Origin of the sequence: Paenibacillus sp. GM2, from assembly GCF_900069005.2 — a bacterium.
Lineage (GTDB): Bacteria > Bacillota > Bacilli > Paenibacillales > Paenibacillaceae > Fontibacillus.
In genome coordinates this window covers 1,155,172-1,169,350 of the sequence record NZ_LN831279.1, presented here as the reverse complement: position 1 = coordinate 1,169,350, position 14,179 = coordinate 1,155,172, and the positions used below count along the sequence as shown (strand labels likewise).

At 49.7% G+C, this 14,179-nt stretch carries 14 protein-coding genes; 3 read left to right on the top strand and 11 right to left on the bottom strand.

What is annotated here, in order from left to right; translation table 11 throughout:
• The first annotated feature begins 258 nt into the window (after positions 1–258).
• The gene (locus tag BN1360_RS15035; RefSeq protein ID WP_068780667.1) at positions 259–1,680 is read left to right on the top strand and encodes a serine hydrolase domain-containing protein; all 1,422 of its coding nucleotides are present in this window, start codon (positions 259–261) and stop codon (positions 1,678–1,680) included.
• A 238-nt stretch (positions 1,681–1,918) separates the two neighbouring features.
• Here BN1360_RS15035 and rnc read toward each other — a convergent pair whose 3' ends face one another.
• The 10 genes from rnc to BN1360_RS14985 form a co-directional block, all read right to left on the bottom strand.
• Positions 1,919–2,611: a ribonuclease III gene (gene rnc, locus BN1360_RS15030; RefSeq protein WP_068780666.1), complete on the bottom strand. Its 693-nt coding sequence runs from the start codon at positions 2,609–2,611 to the stop codon at positions 1,919–1,921.
• Positions 2,612–2,623: 12 nt separating this feature from the next.
• On the bottom strand, positions 2,624–3,862 hold the full coding sequence (fabF, locus tag BN1360_RS15025) for a beta-ketoacyl-ACP synthase II (protein ID WP_082790078.1): 1,239 nt from the start codon (positions 3,860–3,862) through the stop codon (positions 2,624–2,626).
• A 125-nt stretch (positions 3,863–3,987) separates the two neighbouring features.
• Entirely contained in the window at positions 3,988–4,221 is a 234-nt protein-coding gene (gene acpP, locus BN1360_RS15020) for an acyl carrier protein (protein WP_068780664.1), read from the bottom strand.
• Between the two features lie 67 nt (positions 4,222–4,288).
• Positions 4,289–5,038 carry a 3-oxoacyl-[acyl-carrier-protein] reductase gene (fabG, locus tag BN1360_RS15015; protein WP_068780663.1) on the bottom strand — a complete coding sequence of 250 codons (750 nt, stop codon included), beginning with the start codon at positions 5,036–5,038 and terminating at the stop codon, positions 4,289–4,291.
• A gap of 169 nt (positions 5,039–5,207) precedes the next feature.
• Positions 5,208–6,143 carry an ACP S-malonyltransferase gene (fabD, locus tag BN1360_RS15010; protein WP_068780662.1) on the bottom strand — a complete coding sequence of 312 codons (936 nt, stop codon included), beginning with the start codon at positions 6,141–6,143 and terminating at the stop codon, positions 5,208–5,210.
• Between the two features lie 243 nt (positions 6,144–6,386).
• A complete protein-coding gene (locus tag BN1360_RS15005) occupies positions 6,387–7,373 on the bottom strand; it encodes a beta-ketoacyl-ACP synthase III (RefSeq protein ID WP_068780661.1) in 987 nt (328 codons plus the stop codon).
• A complete protein-coding gene (plsX, locus tag BN1360_RS15000) occupies positions 7,370–8,371 on the bottom strand; it encodes a phosphate acyltransferase PlsX (RefSeq protein ID WP_068780660.1) in 1,002 nt (333 codons plus the stop codon). The genes BN1360_RS15005 and plsX overlap by 4 nt, the downstream gene beginning before the upstream one ends.
• Positions 8,355–8,951 (bottom strand): transcription factor FapR, encoded by a 597-nt coding sequence (gene fapR / locus BN1360_RS14995; protein ID WP_068780659.1) that lies wholly within the window; start codon positions 8,949–8,951, stop codon positions 8,355–8,357. Before fapR ends, plsX begins: the two co-directional genes overlap by 17 nt.
• A gap of 812 nt (positions 8,952–9,763) precedes the next feature.
• The gene (rpmF, locus tag BN1360_RS14990) at positions 9,764–9,937 is read right to left on the bottom strand and encodes a 50S ribosomal protein L32 (RefSeq protein ID WP_018750828.1); all 174 of its coding nucleotides are present in this window, start codon (positions 9,935–9,937) and stop codon (positions 9,764–9,766) included.
• A gap of 142 nt (positions 9,938–10,079) precedes the next feature.
• Complete coding sequence (locus BN1360_RS14985) at positions 10,080–10,595, bottom strand: YceD family protein (RefSeq protein WP_068780658.1); 516 nt, start codon at positions 10,593–10,595, stop codon at positions 10,080–10,082.
• Positions 10,596–10,863: 268 nt separating this feature from the next.
• Here BN1360_RS14985 and BN1360_RS14980 point away from each other — a divergent pair, with 268 nt between their 5' ends.
• Positions 10,864–11,526 carry a nucleotidyltransferase family protein gene (locus BN1360_RS14980; protein WP_068780657.1) on the top strand — a complete coding sequence of 221 codons (663 nt, stop codon included), beginning with the start codon at positions 10,864–10,866 and terminating at the stop codon, positions 11,524–11,526.
• A gap of 276 nt (positions 11,527–11,802) precedes the next feature.
• Here the strand turns inward: BN1360_RS14980 and BN1360_RS14975 are convergent, their stop codons facing one another.
• Complete coding sequence (locus tag BN1360_RS14975; RefSeq protein ID WP_068780656.1) at positions 11,803–12,828, bottom strand: SepM family pheromone-processing serine protease; 1,026 nt, start codon at positions 12,826–12,828, stop codon at positions 11,803–11,805.
• A gap of 114 nt (positions 12,829–12,942) precedes the next feature.
• On the opposite strand from BN1360_RS14975, the gene BN1360_RS14970 reads away from it, so the two are divergent.
• Positions 12,943–14,178 (top strand): nucleoside recognition domain-containing protein, encoded by a 1,236-nt coding sequence (locus BN1360_RS14970; protein WP_068780655.1) that lies wholly within the window; start codon positions 12,943–12,945, stop codon positions 14,176–14,178.
• Position 14,179 lies beyond the last annotated feature (1 nt).

Below are 14,179 nucleotides of genomic sequence, written 5' to 3'. Positions count from 1 at the left end.
GACAGGCTCTGCAGAGGATGTTCAAAAAAGTCCAGCCTATGATAAAAAAATCAACCGCCGCTAATTCAAGGAGGAGCAACCGCGCTGTTAAATGAATCTTCCTACGATATATAACTACGAAATAAAATATCAGCGCAGCAACGTCGCTACGTATTTTATAGCTATATTAATTCATTAAGAGAGTTGAGTTCATCTTGAAATCTTCCGGCAGGTTTGCTAGTCTGATAGACAACCTAGATTTGACAAAGGAGACACCTAATGAATAAGTCTATAAGACGCGCTATTCTACTTCCATTTGCAATCTCCTCGCTCCTTATCGGTTCGCTGTCCGCAGCCGCTTCTCCTGCCTACGCCCTGAGCAGCGTGATAACAAAAGCGACGGCAGCCCCGGAGATCCTGCTGAGTGGCAGTCCGTTAGCCTGGACGAGCGCCAGCCCATTCGTCTACCAAGGTACTACCTATGTCCCGCTTCGGGAAGCAGCCGAGCAATTGGGCGCAGAGGTCAAGTGGAACAAGAACAAACGGACCACCGAAATACGGATTCACGGGGATATTGTCGACCATCGTCCGGAGACTCGTTATTTCACTATTAATGGCTATACTCAGTTACAGGCGCCAGCCGCTTCGCTATTGCATAATGGCGCTACGATGGTTCCGCTGCGAACCCTTGCGGAGACGCTGGGAGCAAAGGTTACCTCCTCTTCCAACCCGCTTCGCCAAATCAACCTGCTTCCGGATCATAGCACGGTCATCACGGATGCTGCGAATAAAGCCGAGGAATATTTAGTGCGCCAGCAGTTTTCAGGTATCGCACTCATTGCTGATCATGGACAAGTTTTGCTGCGTAAAGGCTACGGCCTTAACGGTCCTGACAAGCTGATCACGCCGGGTGACCAGACCAGAATCGCTTCCTTAACCAAAGCCTTCACCGCCGCTGCCGTTATGAAGCTGGCTGAGGACGGCAAGCTGCAGCTGGATGATACGCTGGAATCGTACATCCCCGGGTTTCCGCAAGGAGACGAGATCACGCTGCATATGCTGCTATCGCATACGTCTGGCCTGACCTCCAATTTCCCCCGTACCGCAGGTTTAACATTAGAACAGACCATTGAGGCCATCAAAAGCAAGCCGCTCGCCTTTGCCCCCGGTGCCGATTTTAAATACAGCAACAGCGGCTATATGCTGCTTGGTCGTATTGTTGAACTCGTATCAGGCATGAGCTACGCCGATTTCATTCAAAGCCATCTCATCGGCCCTCTTCACATGGCAGACAGCGGAATCGCGGATCAACACACGCGGGTGATCAAAGGTTATGTATCCAAATCCGATCAGTGGTCGCTTGCCGGCACCTATTATACACAGCCCGGCTCCGGAGGAATATACTCCACTGTTGATGATTTATTAAAATGGGACGCCGCTCTAAATACAACCGATCTATTGAATCAGGATTCGCTGAACAAGCTGTTCACGCCCTATTCTTATAAGAACTATGGATACGGATGGATGATCGATCAGACGGCGGACCGGAAGATTGTATTCCACAACGGCAGCGGCACCGGCTATTCAACCGGTATATCGCGCGAAGCAGGCGGCGGAATCACCATTATTCTGCTCAGCAACCATGGCGGTGTGGATACTCTAACGATGATGAGAGATATTCGTCAATTCATCGCGGGTTAACCAGATCAGATTATGCTGCCGGACAAAATATAGATCAGATTCAAAAGAATAGGGGCTTTCCAGTTGCCATAAAGATGGTAATAGGAAGCCCCTTCGAAGTAGTTCAAAAAGTCCGCTTTTGATCACGAAGTGAATCATAACTTCATTCAACTGAAGCGTTTTGAAAAAACGCACACCGCAAGCATAGGCTTCGATGTGAAAACCGACCTTTTTGAACTCTTATTCTTATTTTTTTCAGTTAAACCCGCCGTAGCTGCTCCAGCGCGACTTGCGCTGCCTGCTGCTCGGCCTCCTTCTTCGACCTACCGGTCCCGCGCCCTAAACTGCGTCCGTCCATCCAGACTTCGGAGACGAATTCGCGTTCATGCGCCGGGCCTCTTTCTTCAACAATCCGGTACTCCAAGGCTCCCATATTATGATGCTGGGTTAATTCCTGAAGCTCCGTTTTATAGTCGGTGGTCTGAAGCTTCCCGTCAAACACGATTTGCGTGAAGATGTAGCGATGCAAAAAAGCGGTGACCGCCTCCAGGCCCTGATCCAAATACAGAGCTCCTACAAAAGATTCAAATACGTCTGCCAGCAAAGCAGGACGGGTTCGTCCGCCCGTCATTTCCTCCCCTTTGCCAAGCAATACGTATTTCCCGAACTCCAGGCGTTCTGCAAACCGTACTAACGACGGCTCGCAGACAATGGCTGCCCGAAGCTTCGTAAGCTCGCCTTCAGGACGGTCCGGAAACAAGCGATATAAGTGTTCCGACACCGTCAGCTCAAGGACAGCGTCGCCCAGAAACTCCAGGCGCTCGTTGTCCTCGTGCTGATTGAAGCGATGCTCATTCACATAAGATGCATGGGTAAAAGCCTGTCGTAATAACTGCTTATTATGAAATACCAGTTGAAGTTTGTGCTGTAATTGCTTTAAATCTCCACTCAACTGACTGACCCCTTATGCTTCGAATTTCTTCAGAATAATGGTGGCATTATGGCCGCCAAATCCGAAAGAGTTAGACATAGCAATTCTAACATCCGCCTGTCTTGCTTCATTAGGGACGTAATCCAGATCGCATTCTGGATCCGGATGCTCTAAATTAATCGTTGGCGCGATCATTCCATACTGAAGCGTTAATCCGCAGATTACCGCTTCCACGCCGCCTGCCGCACCGAGCAGATGGCCTGTCATCGATTTGGTCGAGCTGATCGCCACTTTATAAGCATGATCGCCAAGCGCTCGCTTAATAGCGATCGTCTCCGACTTGTCGCCGACAGGGGTAGAAGTACCATGTGCATTAATATAATCAATTTCACTCGGATCGATATCAGCATCACGAATCGCCATCTTCATACAACGCTCCGGACCCTCCGGGTTCGGTTCAGTCATATGGTAAGCGTCTCCGCTCAGGCCGTAACCGATAACCTCGCCGTAAATTTTGGCTCCGCGCTTCTGAGCATGCTCGAGTGACTCCAGGATCAATACGCCGGACCCTTCACCCATAACAAAACCGTCGCGCTCAGCATCAAACGGGCGGCTCGCTTTCGCAGGATCATCATTACGGGTTGACATCGCTCGCATGGAACAGAATCCGGCAAGTCCGGTTGGACGGATCGTTGCTTCCGCGCCGCCGCAAATCATCACATCAGCATCGCCATATTTGATCAGCTTGTACGAATCGCCGATGGAATGAGTTCCGGTCGCGCACGCAGTCACCGCAGTGCTGTTAGGTCCCTTCGCGCCGAACGTAATCGATACCTGACCGGAAGCCATGTTCGCAATCATCATCGGAATGAAGAACGGGCTAACCCGCCTAGGACCTTTCTCCAGCAAAATGGAATGTTGATCTTCCCAGGTTCCCAGGCCGCCGATCCCTGAACCGATCATGACACCAACCCGTTCCGGGTCCGTATCTTCAGCAATGTTCAGACCACTGTCGGCCATCGCGCGGCTGGCAGCAGCAACAGCAAACTGGACGAAACGATCCATCTTGCGCGCATCCTTGCGGTCCATATAATCCTCAGGATTGAAATCCTTAACCGAAGCGGCAATTCGCGTCGTATATTCACTGACATCAAAAGACTCAATTTGCGACACCCCGGATTTACCTTGAATCAAGTTATTCCAGAGCGTATCCAAATCGCTGCCAAGGGCTGTAACAGAGCCCATACCGGTTATGACTACTCTATGTTTCAAACACACTCACCTCATATAGACTTCATGTGTAAATTCAATTTACATGTTCAAATACAATCATAAAATGCAATAGAAGAGGAGAAGTCCCGCCTGCTTGAAAGGAGGTACGGGACTTTGTCATGACATTAGGTATGAGATTGTATGTAGTTAACAACTTCACCTACAGTCGTAATCTTCTCTGCATCTTCGTCTGAAATTTCCAGATCGAACTCATCTTCTAATTCCATAACAAGTTCAACCACATCAAGGGAATCAGCACCCAAGTCATCTTTGAAAGACGCTTCAAGCGTTACTTCGGCTTCATCAGCGCCGAGGCGATCCACTACAATGCGTTTTACGCGATCAAATACATCGGACATCCGGTTCACCTCCTCTTTGGTATTATACGAGAATCTAAGTTAAAAAGCCATAGAAGGAAGAAGCAAATTACATATACATTCCGCCATCCACGTGCAGCGTCTGTCCTGTCATATAGGACGCGCTCTCCGAAGCGAGGAACACAGCCACCTTAGCAATCTCCTCTGGCTGTCCAAGACGCGCCAGCGGAATATTCCCCAGCATGCCCTGCCGCACCTCTTCCGGCAATTGATCCGTCATATCGGTCTCAATGAACCCCGGTGCGATACAGTTCACAGTAATATTGCGCGAAGCCAGCTCGCGTGCCGCCGACTTGGTCAATCCAATTACGCCAGCCTTAGCTGCTACATAATTCGCTTGACCAGCATTGCCTAAAACGCCGACTACGGAGGAAATATTAATAATCCGGCCTGAGCGCTGCTTCATCATCGGACGAGTTACAGATTTAATCCCGTTGAAAACACCCTTGAGATTCGTAGCGATCACTTCATCGAACTCTTCTTCCTTCATGCGCATGATCAAATTATCTCTAGTAATTCCAGCATTATTCACCAGAATATCAATTCGGCCCCAGGCTTCGACAACGCCTTTCACCATGGCATCGAATTGTTCGCTATCGCCGACATGGCCTCTAACCGCATACGCCTTAACTCCAAGCGCTTCAATCTCAGCCACGACTTTAGCAGCCGCTTCCTCGTTGCCCGCATAATTCACAGCGATATTAGCGCCGGCACCAGCAAGAGCAAGAGCGATGCTGCGCCCGATCCCGCGTGATGCGCCGGTAACAAGTGCAGTTTGTCCTTCAAGCAATTGGCTCATACATCCATCTCCTTTCCTAGGATAAAACAGATCATTCCAGGACGATTCCTCGTAGTACGAGAAACAATGATACGATCTTTATTAACAGAAATCAACTAAAATATTGTAAATCAAATATTTTTTTATAATATATGCATATTATTCCTGATCATTAAAGCTAAACATTCTCTTAGCCCAGCGCTTCTATCGTCTTCTCCAGCGTTTCCAGATCTTTCACATTGTACAAAGCAACCGTCTTGTCGATTTTCTTAATCAGGCCGGTTAGAACGCTTCCTGGCCCCAATTCAACAAAAGTGTCCACACCTTGCTCGATCAGCCAGGCAATACTGTCCGACCACAGCACAGGAGAATACACTTGCTGCACAAGCAGCTGCTTGATCTCCCCAGACTGTTGAACCGGACGTGCCGTTACGTTGGCGACAACCGCTACAGAAGCATCCTGAAAGGACACACTATCCAGCTTACCGCTAAGACGCTCCGCTGCCTCCCGCATCAGAGAGGAATGGAACGGACCGCTTACTTCGAGCGGGATCGCCCTTTTCGCACCGATTTCTTTTACACGTTCTACAACTTGCCCAACACCTTCTTTGCTGCCAGATACGACGATCTGTCCCGGGCAATTGACGTTGGCCAGCTCAACCGGATGACCGCCATTGCTAATTTCGGCACATAGCCCCTCTAAGCCCTCGCGTTCTCCGCCAAGCACGGCCGCCATTGCCCCTTGTCCACCTGGAACAGCCTGTTCCATAAATTCGCCGCGGGCACGAACGATAGATACGGCATCTTCAAATGACAATACACCGGCAGCTGTAAGCGCACTGTATTCCCCCAAGCTGTGACCGGCTACAAAATCCGGCTTTATTCCTCTGGCGGCAAGAGCCTCATACATGACGACACTGGTCGTGAGCAGGGCAGGCTGCGTATTGGCTGTCTGCTTCAGTTCATCCTCAGGGCCTTCAAAGATCAGTTCGCTAAGCGGAAAGCCAAGCTTCGCATCCGCCAGCCCAAATAATCGTCTAGCATCCGGGGATTGATCGAACAGATCCTTACCCATGCCGACGCTCTGGGAACCTTGTCCCGGAAAAACAAACGCTATTTTTCCCATTTTATTTATCCGCACTCCTTATTATTCGCTCCTAGAGATTGTTCAAAAAGCCATATTTGGTAAGAAAATTGATCGAAGCCACCTCAAAAATAAGTGACTGCGATACAAAGACCCCTTTTCTTACGATATCGAATTTCATCAGCGTAGCGCACTCGCTCGTCTAGCCTTCTCGATGCTGAGAATCGTCCTTTTTGAACTTAAGCTCTTATTCATCTCTGTCTGCGATTTTATGGTTTAGCACAATTACCAGACGAGGACGGACGCTCCCCAGGTCAAGCCGCCACCGAAGCCGACGAGCAGAACTGTGTCGCCTTCCTTGATCCGGCCCTCTTCTGCTGCTTCTACAAGCGCAAGCGGAATAGATGCTGCCGATGTATTGGCATACTTGTCGACGTTGATAACGCATCTTTCTTCCGGCAAATCAAGCCGCTGCATCGCAGATTGAATGATGCGGATATTCGCCTGATGTGGAACGAATAGGTCGATATCTTCTTTTGTCTTGCCTGCTTTGCGCAATACTTCTTCGGTTGCCGTCCCCATTACCCGAACGGCAAATTTGAATACTTCGCGACCGTTCATATAGATATAGTGCTGCTTCCCCTCAACGGTAGCTTCGGAGGCAGGCAGGCGAGATCCCCCGGCAGCCAGCTTCAGCAGGTCGCCCCCAGCCCCTTCGGCGCCAAGATCAAACGACAGGAAGCCACGTCCTTCAGGCACCTCTCCGACGATAACCGCACCCGCTCCGTCTCCAAACAAGACGCAGGTGTTGCGGTCTGTATAATCCGTAATCCGGGACAGGGTATCCGCCCCGATAATGAGTGCATTTTTGTACATTCCCGTTTGAATAAAGCCATTAGCGGTCGCCATACTGTATACGAATCCAGAACAAGCCGCAGATAAGTCAAAAGCAGCCGCATGCTTGGCACCCAGTTTGTCTTGCAAAATGCAAGCTGTCGACGGAAATGAAGTATCCGGCGTGATAGTAGCAACGATGATCAATTCAAGCTGATCCGCGGTCATTCCCGCCGACTTCAGCGCACGTACCGCCGCTTCATAAGCCAAATCAGAAGTCGCTTGCTCCGGTGCCGCAATATGGCGCTCGCGAATTCCGGTACGGGATACGATCCATTCGTCGTTGGTATCCACCATTTTCTCCAAATCCGCATTCGTTAACACTCGCTCTGGAACATATTTGCCGGTTCCAATAATGCCTACGGAACGCATTTTCATATACTCTCCACTCTCTTCCCGCTAATTTCTTGTGATATGCTCTCCGTTAACCGACTCTCAATCGCCAGCCGTGCTTGCCGGACCCCATTCTTGATCGCTTCGCTATCCGAGGAGCCATGGCTTTTTACAACCAGTCCGCTTAACCCAAGCAACGGCGCACCGCCATGCTGCTTATAGTCCATCATCTGCTTCATTCCACGCAAGGAAGGCATCAGCACAGCGGCTGCCAGCTTGTTCTTCAGGGACTTCGTGAATTCTTGCTTCAAGACAGAGAACATCGCTCCAGCTGTTCCTTCAAGGGATTTCAGCAGGATATTTCCGGCAAACCCGTCGCAGACCAGTACGTCGCAAGCGCCAGTTAACACATCGCGAGCCTCTACGTTACCGATAAAGTGGATCGGCAATTCTTGTAAAAGCGGATAAGCTGCTTTGGTTAACTCGTTGCCCTTCTTCGCTTCGGTCCCAACATTAAGCAAGCCTACGCGCGGCTTGGCGATTCCAGCCACCTTCTCACGATAAATACTGCCCATCAAAGCATACTGGGCCAAATGCTCTGGCTTGGCATCCATATTCGCGCCCAGATCCAGCGCCAGGACACCGCGGCCGTCCATCGTTGGTATAATCGGAGCAAGGGCCGGACGCTCGATTCCTTCCATTCTGCCGACAACGAGCAGACCCGTCGTCATCAACGCGCCCGTATTTCCCGCAGAGATCATCGCATCAGCTTCTTTATCATGCACAAGACGTCCCGCTACGACCATGGAAGCATCCTTTTTACGTCGAACCGCTCTTACCGGCTCGTCCTCCGCTTCAATAACATCTTCCGCATGATGAAGAATAAGATTGGCCGGGGCCTCCGACATTAACGGTCTGAGACGATCCTGATGCCCGACAAGTATAATCTCGGTGTCGCTCCATTCGCGGGCCGCGTCCATTGCCCCCTTCACAGTACTATCCGGTGCAAAGTCGCCGCCCATAGCATCAATGGCGATCCGCATGTATGTTTCCCCCTTCATGATTGTCATCCCCGGTCGAGCGGTAAATGACGAAGTTTCCTTGAAATACCATTTCCTCACCGACATAGGTAAACACTTCAACCTTGGCTTTGGCCTTATTCCCGGAAGAGGGACGGACGTAAGCCTTGGCAATGCATTTCTCTCCTAAATGAACCGATCTGATAAATCGGATGTCCGCCGAGAAGGTCAGGGCAATCTCATCATTGATGACCGCGACAGCTAGAGAATTTGCTTGTGCAAACACATGGTGTCCGCGCGCAATGCCGGTTCTTGAGAATACATGTTCATCACGGATCTCGAAGATGGAGATCCCGCTCTTATCCAGCTGCAAATCAACGATTTCCCCGATCACCTCATGCAGCGGCAAAGAACGAACCTGGTCGTAAGAGCGTTCTGCCATCTGCTTCATCCGTTCCCTAAGCTCAGGAATGCCCAGCTCCATCCGATCCAAGCGAATCGTCTGAATGCTGACCTTCAACTTCCGAGTCAATTCCTGATCCGTAACGAAAGGATTCTCTTCAATTAATTTAACAAGCTGCTGCTGTCTCGCTTTTTTCGGCAAACGTTCGATTGGATATCCCCCCCTGCAGAATGGCTACAATTATATAAAGTACGTAAACTTGCACTTATAGAGATTGTTCAAAAAGCCCGCCTTTGATAAGAAAACCGTTCGAAGTCATACAAGGTTGAGCAACCGCAATTCGCCGGTAGTTCTTCCTGCGATATAACAATTTATAAGTAATAGTTGTTGCGAGTAAATACTATGCGAGTAATACTATGCGAGTAAATTCTATATCTACGCGAGTAAATTCTATATCTACAGCGAAGTTACAGGAAATGATCCAACTTCGAAACCTTGAAGCTTGAATTCAGCCGGGTCTTTTCGAACACTTACTTATAGATTAATATCCGCTCCATTTTAGAACCTGGTACTAAAATAGTATAAATCAACTTACCGCAAAAAGAAAGCAGAATTCCAAGCTGAGGCAATTTCGCCCGGTCCAGCCGTTGTTTTCACCGCCACTTGCCAGGTTGGATTAAATATGTAATGTTGTGCAATGCTTGTGTTCTTTTAGCTTGAACTTCTAACGAAACTCAGAAGCCTTATTATGGCGAAAATACAAGCCTTCAGATTCTAACGAAACTCAGGAGCGTTATTCAAGCAAAATCCTTCCCCAAACGCACTGTTTATAGCAAATAGCGTTACCCTGTTTCGTTAGAATTTTTATGACTCCATTTTCGGGCAAATAACGATCCCAGGTTTCGTTAGAATTAAAAACGGATCTTCAGCAGATCATGAGTTTATTCTATAATAACAAAAAAAGTAGCACTTCATCAAAATGAAGTACTACTTTGCGTTAACGAAATCAAGTTTTATTGGTTAATAATTTCTCTCGATTTGTATGTTCCGCATACTTTGCATACGTGGTGAGCAAGCTTCAATTCTCCGCATTGTTCACATTTTACCATGCCCGGCACAGCCAATTTGAAATGCGTACGGCGTTTGTCGCGACGCGTCTTGGACGTTCTCCGTTGAGGTACTGCCATGGTTCTCCACCTCCTTATCAAATAAACCCTGCATCGGTGTTTTCATAATGTCACTTTCAAGTAGAAACGGTAACCTGTGAGATGGCTATCATCTCTCCTGGAAATTATAAGAAAAACGTCTAACGACGTACTTTCTACCTGCTTACTTCTTGAAAAAGTCGCCTAGTGCAGCCAGCCGCGGATCAATCCGCTCCGTATTGCAATCGCATTGCCGTTCATTCAGATCACTTCCGCAGGATGGACATAATCCCTTGCAGGTATCCTTACAAACGGCGGAAAAAGGAAGTTCCAGCAGCAGCGCTTCCTCCAGATAAGGTGTTAGGTCCAGACGTTCTACGGATACAAGCACCAAATCCTCTTCTCCTTCATCCAGCTCAGCGTTATCCTCGTCACTTTGTTTGAAGGCTTCTTCAAATCGAACATCCACGCGACGCTTGAGTGGCTTCAAGCATCTGGAACAGGACATGTCCAATTCCGTCGATAAGCGCCCGGTAACGCGAACAACACCGCCCCCTGCCGGCTCAGCCTGCAGTTCAGCTTGCAATGGGGAAATCCCCGTAATGTCCTTCCGTCCCTGAACTACATGACCGACATCCAATGTCTGGTGGAACTCCACCGGAGCTTCGGATGAAGAGATCTGACGAAAATTAATAATCATGAGTATCACTCCAAACAAACAAAAATAATTATACCGATCCAGGCTAAGTTTTGTCAACTGTAATCGGTATTCCCTTAACTTCAATTCACGCGGCTTGCCCTCTTGGAGTCACCTTCTGACTGGCAAAAAAACAGAATGCTCACCATCGCTTTCTCTAAGGAGGCACACTGCGGGGGCTATATGTTATATTCTTTATTAATTGAATAACATTTAAACCAATAAAAACTTAAAGTTAAGAAGACTAACACTTATTCTAACCTAAAAGGTGATGGCTTTGAATACCGTAGGACTAATTGTTGAATATAATCCACTACATAACGGACATGCCTATCATTTTCGCGNGCTCATCTCTGGCGGCGGCTCGCTCGCCGCTGCCGCCGCCTACCTGCCGCCCTTCACGCTGGAGATTCTGCAGCGTGAATTCGCGGCAGGCCGCGGTCCGATGGATTGGGACCGCTTCTCACAGCCCTTGTTCAGCCGCCTCCTCTCGGCTACGCCAGAGGTGCTGGCCGGTCATCCGGAGATGAACGAAGGGCTGGAGCACCGCATCCACAAAATCTTGCCCAAGCTGGAGCAAGCAACCGTAACCGAACTGATAGAGCAATTAAAGACCAAACGCTACACCCATACCAAGCTTCAGCGCACACTCATGCATACACTTCTTGGACATACACGGCCAATGGGTTCGCGCGAGGTCTTATCCGCCGGACCGCATTACTTGCGAGTTCTCGGCTTCAACGAGCGTGGTCGGCAGCTGTTGAAGAAGATGAAAAAGACGGCCAAGCTCCCGATCATCACTCGAGCTGCCGATCTGTCTCATCCGCAGCTCGATGCCGATATTAGAGCTTCAGCCGTCTATGCTAATGCTATGCCGGAGCGGACGGGGGTTGATTTGTTCCGCGACTACCGCCAACCCCCGATCAAACTTTAAAGGTAATTCAAAAAAGCCACTTTTGATCACGAGGCGACTTCATGAAGAAGGCTCGACTTCGAATCTTGAATTCAACCGGGCCTTCCGGGGCTCTCGTACAAAAGACGTACGCTCCGCTCCTCACTCCCTGGCTTCATCCAACCTTCTCGGTGCTGAAAACCGGCTTTATTGAACCTTCGTTTTACTTGGTAATTCAAAAAAGCCACTTTTGATCACGAGGCAACTTCATGAAGAAGGCTCGACTTCGAATCTTGAATTCAACCGGGCCTTCCAGAATCAAGCCTTTGGATCAAGCTGCTGCAAATACTCCAGCGCTTCTTGCGCGGTCTGTACCTTGACCAGCTTCATCTTGCTGCCGATCTGATCGACCTTCGCTTTGGCAACTTCGTAATTGTTCACCGGCACAAAAAAGATGTCGGCATGCTGCCTCTCGGCGGCAACGATCTTGAACTGTACTCCCCCGATTTCCCCAACCGTGCCGTCCTCGGCAATCGTCCCTGTACCGGCAACCCGATAGCCTTTGGACAGGTCTCCTGGCGTAAGCTGGTTATATATCTCCAAGGTGAACATTAAACCTGCAGAAGGGCCGCCAATGCGGGTATCGATGAATTTGACCTCCTGGTCCTCTACAGCAGGGTCAACCTTGCGCACCTCGCCGATGGAGATGCCAAGCCCCGCTTTGCTCCCATCCTTGTTCTCGGATATGTCAATCAGCTCTACCTGTTCGTCCAAAGTCTTATTCTTGCGCTCCAACTGGATGCTCACCCGGTCGCCAGGTTTCTTCCCGGCCATCAATACCGATAAATCCTCAAACTTGCCAATCGGCTGGCCTTCAACCTTGCGAATAATGTCCCCAGGATGGAAATCGCCCTTAGGGGCAACTGCCTTGTAAAGACCAACAATAAATACATACTCCGGAACAATCTCATAATCGATATTTGCTAGATGATAAGCCGCCATAATAGCACTGGATTGCGAACTGCTCATATAATACTTCTGCTGCGTCTCATATTCCTCTTCATTACGATCCGGCTCCTTGCGTACAACCTCGGCGTTGCGATTAAATTGCGCGGTCGCCAGCATCGCCAGATTCGCATAACTGACAGACACGGTCGTAAGCATGAATGTGCCTTTTTCTTCCGGATCAGCGGCAGGAATACTCACCATCGGCTTGATCTCCTCTGCAAGTCCGGGCTGATTAATCATATAGGGCGTCGGCATATATACCATTACATATACGAGAACGACCAGGGTTATCAAGTATAGAGTTACTTTGATGACTACCGATTTATTGGATCGCATTTGTAATCCCCCTCCAAGCATGGTTGATATCTCATTGGTCTTCCGTTCCCTTGTCCAGCATATGCATAGTACTAGCCGTCCATTTCCATATACATATGAAGAAGGTGAACGCTTATGCAACGCGAACAGGGAAGCGCAGGCAAGATGTCTTCAACCATACTGTTTGCTGCTATTGCTATACTACTTGTAATCTGTATTGTCGCTGCCCCCGGCCCGGCCTTTCAAGCCTCCGGGCAAGGTCTGTCTCTCTGGTGGCGAGTTGTATTCCCGGCAATTTTGCCTTTTCTCGTTCTATCTGAAATGCTCATTGCCGGCGGATTCCCGCAGGGACTCGGCGTTATTCTGGAGCCCTTCACACGCAGAATCCTCAAGCTTCCGGGCTCCTTCGGCTGGATTCTCCCGCTCGGGATGACGGCCGGTTTTCCAGCGTCTGCTGCCGCAGCAGCAACCCTATATAAACAGAGGAGAATCACAGCAGACGAAGCCGAAAGAATGGCCGCTACCGCTCATTTCGCCAGCCCGATGCTCATCATGGTCGTCATCGGAGCCGGTTATCTGAATAACCCGGACCTTGGCTTGTTGCTGCTCTGTATTCACTGGATCTCCGGCCTGGCAGCAGCTTTTACGCTAAACCAATTCTGGCGTAATACCGCGCCCAGCAACCATGAGAAACGCCGGATCGGGCAGCAGAACCCTTTGAACAAAACAGCTCCATCCAGGCCGCAGACCGGACTAAAACTGGCACTGCGGAAAATGGAGCAGGCGAGGCAAGAGGATGGCCGCAGCTTCGGCAAGCTGCTGGGAGATTCCGTCGCTAATGGAGTTCAGACCTTGATGACCATTGGCGGTTATATGTTGATCTTTGCCGTCATTATTCACGTCGTCAACTCGTTTCTCCCGACATCCGCCCTGTCCTATCTCATTGCCGGAGCAGCGGAAATCCATCTGGGGACGCACGCGATTACGAAGCTTACCCTTTCACAACCCATGCTGGCCGCCTTGCTTGGCGCTGCGTTAGGATGGAGCGGAATATGCTCTTTCCTTCAAGTCCAGGCCGTATTGAAGCCTGTCGGAATCGGCGGTCGCAGATTTATTCTCCAGCGTATTCTTCACGGGGCCTATGCCTTTGTGTTGACTTTAATACTTTGGCGCCCCCTTGTTACTCTACTGCCAGGCGCCCTTCCCGCCTATAAGGAAATGAACCACCCGCTAACAGGCCGGATGGAAGCAGCGCTTCCGAACTGGCAGCTAGCGGCTGGCTCGTTACATAAGTCTATGTGGTTATTGGTCTTGCTCGTTATCCTCTTCGCCGCTATCTCGCTTACATGGAGAAGAAGCACCCGCCAGTAAG

Bases quoted from the DNA above. Each gene is read 5' to 3' on its own strand.
- BN1360_RS15035 (WP_068780667.1), top strand. From the start codon at position 259: ATGAATAAGTCTATAAGACGCGCTATTCTACTTCCATTTGCAATCTCC.
- acpP (WP_068780664.1), bottom strand. From the start codon at position 4,221: ATGTCCGATGTATTTGATCGCGTAAAACGCATTGTAGTGGATCGCCTC.
- fabG (WP_068780663.1), bottom strand. From the start codon at position 5,038: ATGAGCCAATTGCTTGAAGGACAAACTGCACTTGTTACCGGCGCATCA.
- fabD (WP_068780662.1), bottom strand. From the start codon at position 6,143: ATGGGAAAAATAGCGTTTGTTTTTCCGGGACAAGGTTCCCAGAGCGTC.
- BN1360_RS15005 (WP_068780661.1), bottom strand. From the start codon at position 7,373: ATGAAAATGCGTTCCGTAGGCATTATTGGAACCGGCAAATATGTTCCA.
- plsX (WP_068780660.1), bottom strand. From the start codon at position 8,371: ATGCGGATCGCCATTGATGCTATGGGCGGCGACTTTGCACCGGATAGT.
- rpmF (WP_018750828.1), bottom strand. From the start codon at position 9,937: ATGGCAGTACCTCAACGGAGAACGTCCAAGACGCGTCGCGACAAACGC.
- BN1360_RS14985 (WP_068780658.1), bottom strand. From the start codon at position 10,595: ATGATTATTAATTTTCGTCAGATCTCTTCATCCGAAGCTCCGGTGGAG.
- BN1360_RS14975 (WP_068780656.1), bottom strand. From the start codon at position 12,828: ATGCGATCCAATAAATCGGTAGTCATCAAAGTAACTCTATACTTGATA.
- BN1360_RS14970 (WP_068780655.1), top strand. From the start codon at position 12,943: ATGCAACGCGAACAGGGAAGCGCAGGCAAGATGTCTTCAACCATACTG.